The following is a 15580-nucleotide window of genomic DNA, read 5'->3' on the forward strand; positions in this document are numbered from 1 at the left end:
AAAATTACAATCCGTTCAGTATACAGTCTGTTTTGAGTATTCATCACGGTCTGTCATCAACTCATTAGCTACTCCAATGAGGATGTCGAGCAAACGTAATGTGTTAAAGATAGATGCCATCAGTCATTGCCCTGCTCGATCAGAGCTAGAATTTGCGATCGCTAATAAGTAAGTTTAATCTTTTAAGCAAATAAATATAGTTGATAGTCATACGGCACTGTCTTGAGAGCTGCCAAATGGCTACAGAGCTTAGGTATGGCCAACAAAGACATCAAAGAACGCCTAACTAACCACCTCAAAGAATTAATTCGTGAACGCGACCCGTACCTCGCCACCCAGGGTCATTATTATGTGCAGCAATACATCTATGCTCAGTTAAGCCAGTGGGGACAGGCAACGACAATGGGCTTTACTGAGCAGGGACGAGACTATTACAACCTCTGTCTTGACTTACCTGGTCGCCAAGCCCTGTCGCCAGTGGTGGTGGGAGCCCACTACGATACAGTGCCTGGGTGTCCTGGAGCTGATGATAATGCGACGGGTGTGGCTGTTCTGCTAGAGCTAGCCAGACAATTTGCCTGCCTGCCGCCACGACGACCGGTGCGTTTGGTCGCTTTTGATTTAGAAGAATATGGTTTAGTTGGGAGTCGCGCCTACGTAAAATCACTGAAGGGAGACCCGATTCATCTAATGATGTCCCTAGAGATGTTGGGGTATTGCGTCGATGCTTCACAAGAGCAGCCCAGTCAGACTTATCCCATTGCGGCTTTAGAGGCGATTTATCCCAAGACAGGAGACTTTATTGCTCTGATTGGGAATTGGCAAACAATCCCTACACTGTGGCACATCAGACGAGCATTGAGAGTTGCAGGTGTTAATGGTGTCTGGTTACCGATGATTCAGCATGGGAAATTTCTACCAGATACCCGACGCAGTGATCACGCCCCTTTTTGGGATGCAGGTTATAGCGCCATCATGGTGACGGACACAGCTAATTTGCGTAACCCGCACTATCATGCACCAACCGACACCTTCGCCACACTAGACTTGGAATTTCTGACTAAAGTGTGTGTCGGTCTGGGGCGTAGTATTGCCAAGCTATAGTCAATGTCACAGCATGGCAAAAAACAGCAGCGACGGGATAATGCCAGCTACAGAAGTCGGAGCTGCTGATTTTGCTCTTCAGCCAGGACGTCAGTATCGGGTTCGACGGAAAGCTCAGGGGACATGTTATCCCCATTCAGTAAAGCCTGGGCAGCTAACATCATGTCGTCCGCCAGTGCAGTCAAATCATCGCGATTAGCTAAATAGGTTTGCAAGGCACTTAAAGGATCGCGAGTATGCTCAGAGGTCAGCTCGGGTAGACGGGGGCGAGATAGCTGACTAACCAGTTCAGGACGAATCGTATAGGCATGGGCTGTAGCTAATGCCTGATGCAGAGCAGCATGGTCAATTTGATCAATTTGAGCCGGACTAAGTTTATAAACCAGACGGATGACCGCATCGTTGATATCAGCATTGGTCAAGGCTGCTTCTAACCGTGCCTGAGGAGTATCTGTTTTTGAGAGGTCTATTTCTATGGTTTTGAAGATACGGACAGGCAGGGGACAGAAGTTTACTGATGTGTGACCAGGCTGGAGCTCAACCAGAACAAAGCCTTTTTCTTCCTTTTCTTCACTAAAGTCTACCCGTTCAATACTGCCAGGGTAGACTACAGGCGGATCCTGACAGAGAACCTGATGCTTGTGGACATGGCCTAAGGCAACATAGTCAAAACACGGACGTGCCAGCAGCGCCATCGGTACGGTAAAGCCCTTGCCAACGGCCAAAAACTTCTCGGCCCCGTAGCGGGCTGTATCTGTCATCAAATGGGCCAGCAGAATACTGGGAATCTCTGGATGGAGCTGGCGAATTTCTGCTTCGAGGGCCACTCGTAGCCGGTCGAGCATGAGTTCATTGACCTCACCCAGGGATAATCCTTCCGTTTCAGGGCGAGTCAGCAATGTGGAGTGAGTCAACCAGGGAAGGGTCACCACCTGAACGGGACCAGCCTGGGTATCAATGTGGTGAGTAGTTAAACTATCACCCACCACCACATCAGGCACCCCCAGGGTGCGATAGATACATAAGCTGGCTCCGCCCATGCCCTGGGAGTGCTGATCGTGATTGCCAACTAACATCACGGTTGGAATATGGGCTTCAACCAGGCGTTGAAACTGTTGGGCAAAGGCCTGCTGCACCACGGGGGGAGGAGTGGCATCAGGAAAAGCATCCCCCCCAAATAGCACCAGATCGACAGGCTCACTCAGGGCGCGGTCAATACAACGACTGAGGGTGGCAACAAAATCCTCCAAACGGGTATTTAGTCCGGTGTCTGGATTGATGTGGCCATGGCTAAAGCCACTACCCATATGAATATCGGAGAGATGGAGAAGCTTTACCATAGTGCGGTACGACTTTGCGATCGCTATCAGTATCTTTGTCCTAGTTCAGAACGTCAAGATTTAGAGGCAGCATGATAGCCGTCGATATGGGTAAACAGCCTATGAATCTGGTCTGCAGTCGTAAATGGATTTAGCAAAACGGCCTTCAACCAACGCTGACCTCGGTATACCGGCAATGACAAAAAGGTATGTCCTGTCTGCAGCAGATGCTGTTGCAGACCGTGATTCCAATCATCCAGTTTATCGGGGCTTAATTCTGGTGGCTGAGCACGAAAACATACCAGGTTCATTTGGGGTTCGCTGGCCAGGGTCAGAAATGGGCGTGCTTTGACAGCAGCCGTAAAGGTTTGCGTGATTTCATAGTTATGGTCAATGATGGCACTGTACCCGTCACGACCTATGTGCTGTAGCGATAACCATAGCTTGAGGATATCGGGGTGGCGCGTACCCTGAACCGTGAGTTCACCCAAATTGGGCCAGTCGTCGTGATCGTGCATATAGGGGGCCAACACCCGAAAATGCTGCTGCAGCTGCTCAAATTGGCGGAACATCACCATGGCACAGGTTTTGGCCACATATAGCCATTTCTGTGGGTTAAAGGTAACTGAGTCAGCCTGTTCAATGCCTGCTAGCTGAGAGCGATAGCGGTCTGAAAATATTAGGGCTCCACCATAGGCGGCATCCACATGGAACCAAAGCTGATGGAGTTTAGCGATATGGCCCATTTCAACTATAGGATCAATGCTGCCAGTGACCGTAGTCCCGGCTGTGGCGACAATCGCAAATGGCTGCTGACCGTCTGCCTTAGCCCGGGCCAGCTTAGTCTTGAGGTCGTCAATGTCAATTTGCGAATTTTGGTTGGTGGCGATTGGAATCGCCGCCTCGGTGCCCAAACCCATGACCATCGAAGCTTTCTTAAAGGAGGTATGGGCAGCTTCTGAAACAAAGAAAACAGGATGCTGTCCTGCAGGAATGCCATGCTCTAGAGAATTGAATGCTTGATTACGGGCCACAATCAAGGCTTGCAGGTTGGCCAGACTGCCACCGCTGACTAAGACGCCGTTAGCCTGAGGCCCCAGACCAAATAGCTGAGCAATTTGCTTTAGAACTAGCGTTTCTAACCGCGAAAACACCGGCGACATTTCCACACTCAACATATTGTTATTGAGGGCAGCGATCAGCAAATCGGCAATCACCGATACGGTGGTTGGAATTGAGTCCATGTGACCGATATAGCCTGGATGGGCAGCATTCATAGAATGGTGCAGCTGAGCTTTCACCTCAACTAACAGCGCTGCAATGTCCGCAGAGGTGTGGGGTACCGTGGCCCAGACATAGTCATCTGACATTAAAGGCTCAGGCAGTGGAGAGCGTTCCGTTGCCTGAGCCATGATTTCAACCAGTTGGTCAATTACTTGGTGTAGAAGAGTTGCGATCGCATCCTGATTTTTACCATCAGGACGAATAAATGCCGTGGTAGGCAACACCGAAAAATCCACCGTGTCCGCTGTTCATAAGATGTGCCTTACCAGAGTAATCAATAAACCCACCGAACACGTGGCTTACCTGGGCGCATCCCTAAATGGACAAAGCCCCGTTTGGCACCATAACCAATACTGTGAGGATAGTGTTGATCGCACCACGCCTCCACTTCATAGATGCTGACATTTTTAATGTAGAAGTCAACAGCGCCGGTATTCGGTGCATCATAAAGGTGCTCGGAGCGACGAGCACCCCCAACTTTGGCATTAATGCTAGGGGGGCGATAGCCCGAGGTAATCACCAGAGGATTACCGCCAAAGTGATCGCGGCATTTCTCTAGAAATAGACAAATTTCATAGGCCGTTTTGCACTGAAAATCTTGCTGAAACCGACGTGCCTCATCATAAAGAGCAAATTCACCGTAGGTAATGTGGGGGGTGATCAGCGTATTAAAGTCCATGGCTGGTGTGAGGCGAGCCCCAACAGGCTGATTCCCCTTAACATCATCCACAATGCGCTCTAACCGTTCTTCTGGTTTGCGATCGCCTGCCTCACCGGCCTCATCATGATCGTCATCCCAATTTGGAGTTGCGGAGGTCACATGTTTACAGAATAAAGCAGCCTCTGCCAGTCGTCGCCGTCGCAGCCCTTCCTCAACAGACGTACCTGGATTTCTATATTTAACAAACTGTGCCTCGACCCAGCGGTGATCATTCCATTGTTCGGGTGAATCGCAAACCCGTGTAATCGATTCAAAGTTATCGCCCCGATAGAAGCCCGCACCCAAGTTATACGCAAAGCTGTACAAAGCCCCCCGCTGGTTGCTATTCATGCGCCCCCAGGTAGGAATTTTTTCTAGGGCTCCACGGCAGTACTTATCCACATGATCAATCAGATACGTTTCTGATTGATCTTTAGTAATAATGTCTCCTTCTTTAACTGGAACATTGTTGGGATAGCGAGTTGTGCCATAGCCAATTGTTGGTAGAGACCAGCCTTTAAGCGGATCGGCATACGCCTTAGCCCGACCATCAGGCAGGGCCTCAGCATATCCCTCAAATTCCTTGATTAGCTCAATACCAGACCGAGGAATCTTATCCAGCACAGGATCAGACGGTCTTTCGGGTTGAGGAACTTGCGGCCGTTCCGGAGGTTCACTTGTTTGTTCACGCACTGGCACCGCAATCACGCCGAGCTGGTCTATCCAACGGCCACTATTACCATAGAAGCCAATTACATGATGGTTGGCAGGGACCGCCAGGTCAGTGACTGTTCCCGTTTGTTTACCAAAGAGAAAATCCCGCCCCTGATTCGTAATCAGTTCTATGGAGCCAATGTAACGGTCGCCCGTCAGCTTAACATTAGTAATATATTCGTTTGCATTAAGAATAAACGACTCTAAATCTGAGCCCTCTCCACCACGGGCCGGTAGCTCATAGTGAGCCCAAATCATCTGCACTTGGTCAACATATCGACCTACCCGCACCCTAACTTCGCTAGGTTGCGCTTGCTGGGCAAAAATTTGATCGCTGCCCGCTGGGGGCCAATTAATATCTGAGAAGTCTTTACCGCCGTTGCCACCTACGGAGGGGCTCCGCCAGAGTTTTCCGATTACGCTACTTGAGGATTCCATAAGTGTGTGCCTGCATTCAGGGGGATCTCAGCCACAGGTTATTGAGATGTATCTAGGCTGAACCATTGGTTGGCTGTAGCCTTTAAATCAATCTTTAGCTTAAAAATTTCGGACTCTGTTAAGAAAAATTGTCGGCGGGATCTCATGTCTCTCCTTGCATAGATCAAGAAGAGGTTGCTCTAATCTCTCAGGAGTGATCAATGAATACCGCATTCCGTTTTGACACTGCCGCGCCAACGGCCAGCACGCTCATCTTCACCAGCTTGCACTTTAGTCGTCAAAGGCTGATCGCCGATGCTGGTATAGCCCTGATCGTGCAGCGGATTGTATGAGACGCTATGGGCAAAAGTATATCGCCATAAATCTTTAACGGTCCAATTGGCCAGGGGGTTAATTTTGAGGCGATCATGCTGGTCTCGCTCTAAAATTGCCATGTTTTGGCGTGTAGCTGCCTGATCGCGACGTCGTCCGGTGATCCACCCTTGGATAGCCAGTTCATCTAAGGCTCGCTCCATGGGCTGCACTTTAGTTAAATAATGAAACCGCTCCACGTTCTGTTCCCAAAGCCGATCACCGTAGCGAGCAATAAACTCTTCTTGACTTTGAGTGGCCTGGTAAATGTGGAGATCGAGACCATAACGCGCTTGGGCCTGCTGGGCAGTCTCCAGTGTTTCTGGGAAAAGGTGGAGCGTATTGAGAAAAATGACTGGCACCTTTGCCTGCAGTTCGTGATAAAGCATGTGGGTAATAGTCAGCATGCTAAAAGATGTCATCTGGGCCAGGTTGGGCACTGTGGCCACAGCCCATGCCAAAATCTCTTGGGGAGTAGCGGATTCAAACCGCTGATTAAGTTCAACTAAATCCAGTTGACTGGGATCAAACGCAAGGCATTCAGTTGATCTGGCGGGAGTAAGCGCTTGCGCTTCTATGCAAGAAACCATGTCTGTAATTGGGATTTCAGCCCATAAACGAACACTGGAGATATCCTATCGCAACAATCTCCCATAACCCACCGGGGAAATGTAGATTTATCCGATCAAGGATAGGGCGTTAACCGAACATTCGCATCTTGCCCACATAGCGTAGGACAATGACAAACATGAAAAAGCTTATTTTTTACACAAAACCCGGTTGCCACCTTTGCGAGGGGTTAGAGGAAAAACTGGCTCAGTTAGATCACCTGCCGCTTGATATTGAGGCCCGTGACATTACCCAAAACCCGGTCTGGTTTGCGGAGTATCAATACGAAATACCAGTACTGTGCCGTTTGATTAACCATCCTGAAACACCTGAATTGGCACAGGAACAGCCATTGCCTCGTCTTTCCCCGCGGGCTCCGGTGCGTCAATTAGAAAAAATGTTGCAGACATATTTAGGCCCCTTTGAGGCAGAATAGCGGCATTCAGGTTTAGGGAGATCTGTATGACGTTGCGTGAGTTACTGGCAAAATTACCCGCTGAATTGATACCTACTATCGCCCCTGATTATCCCGGCTTAGATCAGGCCGTGACTGGGCTATGTACTAATTCCAAAACCTGTCAGCCAGGGAATTTATTTATTGGCATGCCAGGAACTCGCGTGGATGGGGGTGAATTTTGGCCTAGTGCTCTGGAAAAAGGTGCGATCGCAGCCATCATTTCTCCTAACGCCTGCCAAAAACAGCCTGCCACCGATGCATCCACCTTGCTGATTCCCGTGGATGACATACCAACCGTCTGTGGTGAGCTAGCAGCGGCGTTTTACAACTATCCGGGAAAAACCCTAAACCTAGTTGGGGTCACTGGCACCAATGGCAAAACCACAACCACCCATGTGATTGAGCACTTTCTCAATGCCGCTGAGATCCCTACTGGTTTGCTCGGCACCCTCTACACCCGCTGGCCAGGCCATCAAGAAACAGCCGTCCACACTACACCATTTCCCGTTGATTTGCAGCGAGAACTGGCAAAAGTTGTGAGTGCAGGGTGTCAGCACGCAGTGATGGAAGTCAGCTCCCATGCTCTGGACCAAAAGCGAGTCTGGGGGTGTCCCTTTGCAGTAAGCGTTTTTACTAATCTCACCCAGGACCATCTCGACTATCACAAAAATCTAAACGACTATTTTGAAGCAAAGGCGCTTCTATTTAGTCCGGATTATCTTAAGGGTCGCGCCATTATCAATAGCCGCGATCCCTATGGTCAAAAACTGATTAACCGGCTGAGTCCGGAACAGGTGTGGACTTATCACATTGATGATCTAGCCGCTGATCTCCATACAACAGACTTGACCTACAGCGCTGCTGGTGTCCGTGGTAGCCTGATTACCCCCATGGGCTCTGCACCGTTTACGTCCCCTTTAGTCGGTCGGTTTAACTTAGAAAACTTACTAGCAGCAGCAGGAGCGGTCTTGCATCTCGGGGTATCCCTGGAGTCTTTGATCGCAGCATTAGCCGCATTTGGCGGGGTGCCGGGTCGCATGGAGCGGGTCCAGGTTAGCCCTGCTCAAGATATTAGTGTGATTGTGGACTATGCCCATACGCCCGATAGTCTCGAAAATGCACTACGGGCAGCCCGTCCGTTTATTACTGGGCAAATGATTTGTGTGTTTGGCTGTGGTGGCGATCGAGACCGCACTAAACGCCCCCAGATGGGACGCATTGCCTACGAACTAGCAGACCGAGTGGTGGTAACTTCCGACAATCCCCGCACCGAAGATCCTCAGCAGATTCTGACCGATGTCGTGGCTGGCATTGAGGCTGAGCTAAACGAGGATGAAGTGATTTGCGATCGCGCTGCTGCCATTCAACACGCCATCCTCACAGCCCAACCAGGTGATGGAGTACTGATTGCTGGCAAAGGCCACGAGGACTACCAAATTTTAGGCACAGAAAAAATTCACTTCGACGATCGTGAGCAGTCGCAGTTAGCTCTTAAACAGCGATTAGCATCTTAATTATTTTTTAGTCCTAATGGAGAAACTCCGCGCTAGTACGGAAAGTTAAGTAGAAATACCCATTTATCTGTTATTGCCCTTAACTAACCTAGACCCTATAGATGCTGTATTTAATACGCGCTCAGCATATTTTAGAGTCATTATGGACGCTTCCACGGTCGAGACATCATCCACATTCACTACGACTCGTTTTGACACATCAATAACGCACTTATCGGCTCCGAAGGTTGACCCCCAGTTTTTCAAAACTGCGGCCCAAGAGCTTAATAACCCCGTCACAACCATTAAGGCCGCTTTAACGCTGCTCAACTCTTCCAGCCTGAAACCCAAACAGCGCGAACGTTATTTACAAATGATTGGCCAGGCCTGTGACCGGCAAAGTCATCTGATCAATAGCGTGTTTAAGCTACTGGAACTGCAGTTGACTCCCCCAACGAGACCGCTCAAAAAAGTTCAGCTTTGGGATTTAGTACCGGGGGTGATCAGCACCTATCAACCCCTAGCCACAGAACACAATCTCTTATTGGCCTACACAGTAGCAAGTCATCTGCCCCCTGTGTTTGCCGTTGAGGCATACCTGAAGCAAGTATTGGTTAGTCTTGTCAGTAATAGTATTCAGTTTACAGATGCTGGCGGGTGCATATGGGTGAAAGCTCATCAGCGCAATGACGGCAAAATTGCGCTAATCATTCAGGATAATGGACGCGGCATTCCATCTACCGTTTTACACCAGGTGTTTGATTCGTTTTACCGCCATACTTCTGAAGGTAGTGGCTTGGGACTGACTCTGGTACAACAATTACTAGCTCACTGCGGGGCTTCTATCGCGGTCAGTAGCACCCCAGGTAAAGGTACTGCATTTACAATTTTGCTGGCAGTCGCCCCTGACTAACTTACCTGCTCATCTGATTCCGGAATCAAGGTCTCAATCAGAAGCTGAGCCTGCTGCTGCTTGTCTTGCAAAAAGTTGTCACATTTTTTGAGTTCGGTGACAGCTTTTTCAAACTGTTCAAAAATATCGGCTAAGGGCAGATCGCCGGTTTCTAAATCGGTGATGATAGCTTCAACCTGTTCAACTGAGGTTTCATAGTTCCAGTTGTCAGCAGACTTTTTAGCTCTGGGCATAGGGATTTAGGAGTTGCAGCTTTAAGGATAGTGTTGCCTACCCGAAAGCCTTCCGCAACTACGCCGTCAAGACATGTCAACTGTTTTTAAGTTGAGGAATAAGCTTTGAGTGCCTAGCAGGATGCTGCTGTAGTGCAGTGCTCTTTGATGGTTTGCCGTAAAGAGCACGATTGGCTGCAGCAGTTTTATCTGGTTTTCCCTGTTATGCAACTATCCAATTCGGTCTCTAACACCTGTGTCAAGCTTTTAGTATCTGCTGGACTTGGCTTGGCGTCAGTATTATCCGCTTTAGCCATACCTTCAATTGCCTTAGCTCAATTGTCACCCGTTGAGATCGCTCAGGTTCCGGCCCAATTGACGCTATTGCGGAATATTCAACATGGTAGGAATGTAAATGCGATCGCATTTAGCCCCAATGGACAAATGCTAGCTACCGCTGGGGGAGACGGTTTGATTCGAGTATGGGATATCAATTTCACCTTGCAAGGAGATGAAGAACGCTGGATGCAACGACTCATAAGTATTCCAAGCTCTGATCGCTATGTCACTTCATTAGCCTTTAGCCCCAACAATCGTTATTTAGTCACCGGCACCTATAACGGAGACGTGCGCATTTGGGATCTCAATAACTGTGAGCAAGAGCGTCCCGTCTGCAATTCTCAGCTAATTCTAGATCGTGATTATATCGGTGTAGCCCCCGTGGTCCAATTTAGCCCCAGCGGTCGCTGGTTAGCCGCCAGCAACTTTGATGGCACAGTCACCCTTTGGGATTGGGCCAGTCGTGAAATTATGGCCGTACTAGAACCCGAAACAGGCTCCCATGATGGGTCTCGACTAGATGGACGTTTCTCTTCACTGACATTTAGCCCAGATGAGGCCTATTTAGCAGCGGGCAGCCATGATGATTTCATTACCCTGTGGAGTTTAGACCCAGCAGAAGAATTTGAGCGCTTGACGAACATTGATACGGGTAATGGCGTTGATAGTGTGGCGTTTAGTCCCGATGGTGAAATCTTAGCCAGTAGCAGCTTTAAAGGTGTAGAGATGCGGTCTATTCGTACTCGACGCGGGCGCTTAAGGGTTGAGGAGGAAATCGAGCTAGAAGTGGGTAAACGGGTAAACACAATGGTCTTTTTAGCCGATGGTCAATCTCTGTTTATCGGCGATAACAGCGATCAGGTGGGCCTGTGGGATTTAGCCGAAGAGGAACCGCTAGCGATTCCTACCAATCAGCAACATACAAACCCGGTGCTCGCTGTAGCCATCTCTCCAGTGGGTAATTTATTGGCAAGTGGCAGCACGGACGGTGTGATTAAACTGTGGCGTCCTTAACGCCTCAACAGCAGTTTGCAAGACTGAAACTATACAGCAGCTAGTGAAAATTGACATCAAAAGGGCTGGGATACCTGAGGAATCAAACTTACACTGATGGCTTCTCGGTGATACCCAACACCTCTGCTGTAATTTGCCCCTGACCCAACTGCACAGAGATATGATCGCCAACATTAAGATGGCTGGCTTGGTTAACTACATCGCCTGATTCTTCTCTAACCAGTGCATAGCCACGTCGAAGAACAGCTGCAGGATCTAGAGTTGTGAGTTTTTCAGTGAGCAGCTGATGATGATGCTTTACTGTTTTCAATCGATGATGTAACGCTTTGATCAATCGCTGTGTACGCCATTGATGGGTCTGTCTGATCTGTTCTAAATGGCGTTCGGGATGTAGTCGCTGTAACCGTTGGTAAAACTGTTCTAGTTCTCTCTTGTGCTGATATAGCTGTGTGCCAGTCACTTGGGTGAGGCGCTGCGCCAATTGGACCTGGGTGTAGCGTAGAGTGCTCAGGGCTGGCACGATCTGTTCGGCAGCAGCGGTGGGGGTATGAGCACAAACATCGGCGACCAGATCAGCGAGGGATTCATCCCGTTCATGCCCAATCCCGGTGATCACTGGTATTGGGCAGGTTGCGATCGCACGCACCACCCGCTCATCGTCAAAACACACTAAATCCTCTACCGCACCACCCCCTCGCCCTAGTAATAAAACATCCGCCTGACCATCAGCACCTGCCCGCTCAATTGCTTGCACAATAGACCTGGGAGCTTGTTCCCCCTGCACAATAGCCGGTGACAATAACACCTTTAACCCTGGATGTCTCTGAGTCAGGGTCCGCTGAATATCCCCCCATGCGGCAGCTTGAGGTGAGGTGACGACTGCAATACATGCGGGCAAAGTAGGTAAAGGACGTTTACGATCTGCATCAAACAGTCCTTCACTTGCTAATCGGTTGCGCAGCTGGCGATAGCGCAACGCCTGAAGCCCATCTCCCGCAGGTAACACTTGCCAGGTTGTCAGCTGATAGCTACCCCGTTTGGGATAAACCTTAAGCTGCCCTAGAACCACTACCTGTTCACCCACTTTGGGCACAATGCTCAGTTTTGGCAACTGACTGCGCCACACCACAGCATTGAGCGTGGCTGAGCCATCTGCTTCTTGCAACGAAAAAAAGCAACCACTCCCATGCTGCCGAGCGCTAGACACTTCACCAATCACCCAAATATTCCGGAGGTTTTCATCCCCTTCCAGCAGCAGCTGAATATATTCGGTAATCCCAGTTACACTGACCGCCTTGAAGTCTAAAGTCTCCGTCGCCATAGCAAAGTGCTCAATCTCTTAACAATCTAAACAGCATCTTAATAGTACATTTGTATGACTTTCGGGTACACTAATAAAGTTGGGCATGATGTCCTTAGCAAGCTCCACGGGTTGATATAACCCGCCCCTGCGGAGTGAGCTTATAATTGCTGAACTCGGCCACCCTTATCGCAAAACTCAGGCAGCATGGCAAAAACATCCACCGAAAGCAACGAGCGCAAAAAAGCGCTAGACATGGTGCTCAATCAAATTGAGCGGAACTTTGGTAAAGGTACCATCATGCGTCTGGGGGATGCACAGCGCATGAAAGTTGAGACTATCCCAACTGGGGCGATGACGCTCGATTTGGCTCTGGGTGGCGGTTTGCCAAAGGGCCGTATTATCGAGATCTACGGCCCAGAAAGTTCAGGTAAAACAACTTTGGCGCTACATGCGATCGCTGAGGCCCAAAAACAAGGCGGGGTAGCTGCATTTGTAGATGCTGAGCATGCCCTTGATCCAGTCTACGCTGCAGCCCTGGGGGTCAACATTGATGATTTACTAGTATCCCAACCTGATACAGGTGAAGCCGCCTTAGAAATTGTGGATCAGCTGGTACGTTCATCTGCTATCGATTTAGTGGTAATCGACTCAGTTGCCGCACTGGTGCCTCGGGCTGAAATCGAAGGAGAAATGGGAGATTCCCATGTCGGTTTGCAGGCCCGCCTCATGAGCCAGGCCCTACGCAAAATCACCGGTAATATCGGCAAGTCCGGCTGTACCGTAATTTTTCTAAACCAGCTTCGCCTCAAGATTGGTGTCACCTACGGTAATCCTGAAACAACCACCGGGGGTAATGCACTGAAGTTTTATGCATCGGTGCGCTTAGATATTCGCCGTATTCAAACCCTGAAAAAAGGCAACGATCAGTTTGGGATTCGAGCAAAAGTCAAGGTTGCTAAAAACAAAATTGCTCCCCCATTTAAAATCGCTGAATTCGACATTATCTTTGGGGAAGGTATCTCTACCCTGGGATGTATCGTCGATCTGGCTGAAGAAAGCAACATTCTCACCCGGAAGGGAGCCTGGTACAGCTATAACGGAGACAATATTAGCCAAGGGCGCGATAACGCCATTCGCTATTTAGTTGACAATCCAGACGTGACTGCTGAAATTGAGACCAAGCTACGTCAGGCCTTACAAATCGGTGGAGAGGCAGCTGCGGCAGAGGAAGATACTACTGACACAACACCAGCCGCCGAAAATAATGGGGGTAAGACCTCCAAAAAGAGTAAATCCTGATTAGTTTACACATCCAGCTGAAGAGCCTAATGATAAGCTCTTCAGCTGGATGTGTAAGGATTTAGTAGATTCTATATTAAAGACATAAAATCCTTGCACAGGTTAACTAGTGTAAGGTTCTGCCCCCGTCTGCACTATCTACTGAGTCACATGAGCTACCGGCTTTAGTATCACAAGAGCTGCAGCTAAAGAAATGAAATAGGGAGCTACCAATGCGAATGCGATCGCCATCTCGCAATGCATATACCCTTTGCAGTTTCTTACCATTAACGTAGGTACCATTGGTACTCTCTAAATCGGAAAGGATAAACCCTTGATCTTGGCTATATTGCAACGCAGCATGGCACCGGGACAAGCGTTTGTCAGGAACAGCAATATCCGATTGTCGTGGATCGCGGCCAATGGTCCACAGACCATCTTTGGAATAAAAGCCTTTAGATTTGCCAGTTGTTAAGTTACTAATAATGTAAACTTGCTGCTCACAAATCATCCCTTGAATATATTGAGCAAGCTGTGCTGGATTAGCCACATCAATGGCAAGCATGTCATCCAATAGTTCCCGGTTATGCTCATAGAGTTTAGAAAAAGTTTGCAATAGGCCTAGCTTGGCGTCTGTCTCTGCTTTATCAGCCGCAGAGAACATCATGCGATATTCAGCTAGGTTGTTTGGATAAACCATAAAAAGTTCAAATAGAACGTTTAGCTTGAGCCCAATTCACTAGTGACGATATGGATTCAAAAACTAGATGTCTAGCTCCAGTATTCGTCAAGATTGACGTAACGTGGGACACACTATGGCATTTCTATAAAACCTTGAATTTGATCGGAAATATTGTGAAAGAACGATTAATCTTCCGGAGATTAACTACCCAGAGCTAAACAACTATTTTTACTTTTTCGCATGATTTTCAGTCAAAACCTACGAGCTGCAGCACTGGTTTTAGTGATTAGCTATCGATAAATTCGTTAACTGTCCCACCGATACCGTTGGCTGAGCGAAGTCGCAGCCAACACTCCCAGACAGTACCCTCTTCGACTTCGCTTAGGAGACGCTTACTAAATTCTTTAGTGCAAATTTTTCTGGCAACGTCTCTTTCATAGTTGGCGACCTAGCTCAAGAAGAAGATAAGTTCTCGATTAACGCTATCAGGAGCCTCCTGCTGAATCCAGTGGCCACAATCAGGAATAGCTCGTCTGATGTAAGCATCACTGGATAACGCCTGAGAGAAACTACCCTTAGTTGGCACCAGGCTATCATCCTCACCCCACATGAATAAGGTGGGAGATTTCAAAGGAAGGGGGGCAAGTCGTAGCGGATTGAGCCAGCTATTGACCCATTCATTCAAGCTGAAACAGTGACGAACGTGTTGTAAAACGGCTGGCATCACACCAGGTTTTTGCAATGCGGCCTGGTATAAATCAGCGTTTGCCTGCGTAAAAGCACTTTTCCTAACAGATTGCTGTTGAAAGAGATAGGTCAGCAAAGACGGCAGATTTTCCTGGATTAACCACTGGGGTAAGCCTGGGGTTTGTAACGCTAGGAGATGCCAATTTCGCTGTAGATGCTCCCAACTGTTGGAAAGACTATGAGTCAGTACCGTTTGCCAGCGTTGAGGAGTACTCAACATAGCTAACTTCTCTACACTGTTAGGGAAACGCCGGGCCAGATTCCAGGCAATGGTGCCACCCCAGTCATGCCCAACAACGTGGGCCTTAGTGTATCCCAACGTATGAATTAAGGCATGAATATCGGTACTTAATGTATCTAGGTCGTAGCCATTGTGAGGCTTATCAGAATCGTTGTAGCCTCGCAGATCGGGGACAACCACCTTAAAGTGTCGCGATAGGTGAGGTAACTGATAACGCCAAGAGTACCAAAATTCAAATAGCCCATGTAGCAAGATTAAAAGCTTGCCACTGCCTTGAGTTACGTAATGGAGCTGCACGGAATTAGCTTTTACGTACTGATGTTCCCAACTCAACGATGCGGCTCCAACCAAACTACAAAGTGATGGCTATGAATTGCTTACA

14 protein-coding genes are annotated in these 15580 nt (G+C 48.7%); 6 read left to right on the forward strand and 8 right to left on the reverse strand.

Annotation, left to right across the window (positions count from 1 at the left end; all coding sequences use genetic code 11):
• Window positions 1-255 precede the first annotated feature (255 nt).
• Window positions 256-1104 (forward strand): M28 family peptidase, encoded by an 849-nt coding sequence (locus tag N836_RS65595; protein WP_023075667.1) that lies wholly within the window; start codon window positions 256-258, stop codon window positions 1102-1104.
• Window positions 1105-1151: 47 nt separating this feature from the next.
• Here the strand turns inward: N836_RS65595 and sbcD are convergent, their stop codons facing one another.
• The 4 genes from sbcD to cysH all read right to left on the reverse strand — a co-directional run bounded on the left by sbcD (window position 1152) and on the right by cysH (window position 6500).
• On the reverse strand, window positions 1152-2444 hold the full coding sequence (gene sbcD / locus N836_RS65600) for an exonuclease subunit SbcD (protein ID WP_031293933.1): 1293 nt from the start codon (window positions 2442-2444) through the stop codon (window positions 1152-1154).
• A 53-nt stretch (window positions 2445-2497) separates the two neighbouring features.
• Window positions 2498-3943: a pyridoxal phosphate-dependent decarboxylase family protein gene (locus N836_RS65605; RefSeq protein ID WP_023075669.1), complete on the reverse strand. Its 1446-nt coding sequence runs from the start codon at window positions 3941-3943 to the stop codon at window positions 2498-2500.
• A 38-nt stretch (window positions 3944-3981) separates the two neighbouring features.
• Window positions 3982-5559, reverse strand: coding sequence for a D-Ala-D-Ala carboxypeptidase family metallohydrolase (locus tag N836_RS73830; RefSeq protein WP_023075670.1), 1578 nt, complete (start codon window positions 5557-5559; stop codon window positions 3982-3984).
• 197 nt (window positions 5560-5756) lie between these two features.
• The gene (gene cysH / locus N836_RS65620) at window positions 5757-6500 is read right to left on the reverse strand and encodes a phosphoadenosine phosphosulfate reductase (RefSeq protein WP_023075671.1); all 744 of its coding nucleotides are present in this window, start codon (window positions 6498-6500) and stop codon (window positions 5757-5759) included.
• A 158-nt stretch (window positions 6501-6658) separates the two neighbouring features.
• Between cysH and N836_RS65625 the strand changes: the two genes are divergently transcribed.
• The 3 genes from N836_RS65625 to N836_RS65635 all read left to right on the forward strand — a co-directional run bounded on the left by N836_RS65625 (window position 6659) and on the right by N836_RS65635 (window position 9382).
• On the forward strand, window positions 6659-6955 hold the full coding sequence (locus N836_RS65625; RefSeq protein WP_023075672.1) for a glutaredoxin family protein: 297 nt from the start codon (window positions 6659-6661) through the stop codon (window positions 6953-6955).
• 26 nt (window positions 6956-6981) lie between these two features.
• A complete protein-coding gene (locus N836_RS65630) occupies window positions 6982-8490 on the forward strand; it encodes a UDP-N-acetylmuramoyl-L-alanyl-D-glutamate--2,6-diaminopimelate ligase (RefSeq protein WP_023075673.1) in 1509 nt (502 codons plus the stop codon).
• 142 nt (window positions 8491-8632) lie between these two features.
• Window positions 8633-9382 (forward strand): sensor histidine kinase, encoded by a 750-nt coding sequence (locus N836_RS65635; protein ID WP_023075674.1) that lies wholly within the window; start codon window positions 8633-8635, stop codon window positions 9380-9382.
• Here N836_RS65635 and xseB read toward each other — a convergent pair.
• Window positions 9379-9615, reverse strand: coding sequence for an exodeoxyribonuclease VII small subunit (gene xseB / locus N836_RS65640; RefSeq protein WP_023075675.1), 237 nt, complete (start codon window positions 9613-9615; stop codon window positions 9379-9381). The two genes, N836_RS65635 and xseB, sit on opposite strands and share 4 nt — an antisense overlap.
• Window positions 9616-9819: 204 nt before the next feature.
• On the opposite strand from xseB, the gene N836_RS65645 reads away from it, so the two are divergent.
• Window positions 9820-10947 (forward strand): WD40 repeat domain-containing protein, encoded by a 1128-nt coding sequence (locus N836_RS65645; RefSeq protein ID WP_161635032.1) that lies wholly within the window; start codon window positions 9820-9822, stop codon window positions 10945-10947.
• A gap of 88 nt (window positions 10948-11035) precedes the next feature.
• On the opposite strand, the gene xseA is transcribed toward N836_RS65645, so the two are convergent.
• On the reverse strand, window positions 11036-12268 hold the full coding sequence (gene xseA / locus N836_RS65650) for an exodeoxyribonuclease VII large subunit (RefSeq protein WP_023075677.1): 1233 nt from the start codon (window positions 12266-12268) through the stop codon (window positions 11036-11038).
• A gap of 186 nt (window positions 12269-12454) precedes the next feature.
• On the opposite strand from xseA, the gene recA reads away from it, so the two are divergent.
• Complete coding sequence (recA, locus tag N836_RS65655) at window positions 12455-13549, forward strand: recombinase RecA (RefSeq protein ID WP_023075678.1); 1095 nt, start codon at window positions 12455-12457, stop codon at window positions 13547-13549.
• Window positions 13550-13655: 106 nt separating this feature from the next.
• Here recA and N836_RS0139275 read toward each other — a convergent pair whose 3' ends face one another.
• On the reverse strand, window positions 13656-14228 hold the full coding sequence (locus tag N836_RS0139275; protein ID WP_023075679.1) for an FHA domain-containing protein: 573 nt from the start codon (window positions 14226-14228) through the stop codon (window positions 13656-13658).
• Window positions 14229-14658: 430 nt separating this feature from the next.
• Window positions 14659-15495, reverse strand: a complete 837-nt coding sequence (locus N836_RS65660) for an alpha/beta fold hydrolase (RefSeq protein WP_023075680.1) — start codon at window positions 15493-15495, stop codon at window positions 14659-14661.
• Window positions 15496-15580 lie beyond the last annotated feature (85 nt).

It is taken from the genome of Leptolyngbya sp. Heron Island J (genome assembly GCF_000482245.1).
Lineage (GTDB): Bacteria > Cyanobacteriota > Cyanobacteriia > Phormidesmidales > Phormidesmidaceae > Leptothoe.

Excerpts from the sequence above, each read along its gene's own strand:
- N836_RS65635 (WP_023075674.1), top strand. The coding sequence starts at position 8,633 with ATGGACGCTTCCACGGTCGAGACATCATCCACATTCACTACGACTCGT.
- xseA (WP_023075677.1), bottom strand. The coding sequence starts at position 12,268 with ATGGCGACGGAGACTTTAGACTTCAAGGCGGTCAGTGTAACTGGGATT.
- N836_RS0139275 (WP_023075679.1), bottom strand. The coding sequence starts at position 14,228 with ATGGTTTATCCAAACAACCTAGCTGAATATCGCATGATGTTCTCTGCG.
- N836_RS65645 (WP_161635032.1), top strand. The coding sequence starts at position 9,820 with ATGCAACTATCCAATTCGGTCTCTAACACCTGTGTCAAGCTTTTAGTA.
- N836_RS73830 (WP_023075670.1), bottom strand. The coding sequence starts at position 5,559 with ATGGAATCCTCAAGTAGCGTAATCGGAAAACTCTGGCGGAGCCCCTCC.
- N836_RS65595 (WP_023075667.1), top strand. The coding sequence starts at position 256 with ATGGCCAACAAAGACATCAAAGAACGCCTAACTAACCACCTCAAAGAA.
- N836_RS65625 (WP_023075672.1), top strand. The coding sequence starts at position 6,659 with ATGAAAAAGCTTATTTTTTACACAAAACCCGGTTGCCACCTTTGCGAG.
- sbcD (WP_031293933.1), bottom strand. The coding sequence starts at position 2,444 with ATGGTAAAGCTTCTCCATCTCTCCGATATTCATATGGGTAGTGGCTTT.
- recA (WP_023075678.1), top strand. The coding sequence starts at position 12,455 with ATGGCAAAAACATCCACCGAAAGCAACGAGCGCAAAAAAGCGCTAGAC.
- xseB (WP_023075675.1), bottom strand. The coding sequence starts at position 9,615 with ATGCCCAGAGCTAAAAAGTCTGCTGACAACTGGAACTATGAAACCTCA.
- N836_RS65630 (WP_023075673.1), top strand. The coding sequence starts at position 6,982 with ATGACGTTGCGTGAGTTACTGGCAAAATTACCCGCTGAATTGATACCT.
- cysH (WP_023075671.1), bottom strand. The coding sequence starts at position 6,500 with ATGGTTTCTTGCATAGAAGCGCAAGCGCTTACTCCCGCCAGATCAACT.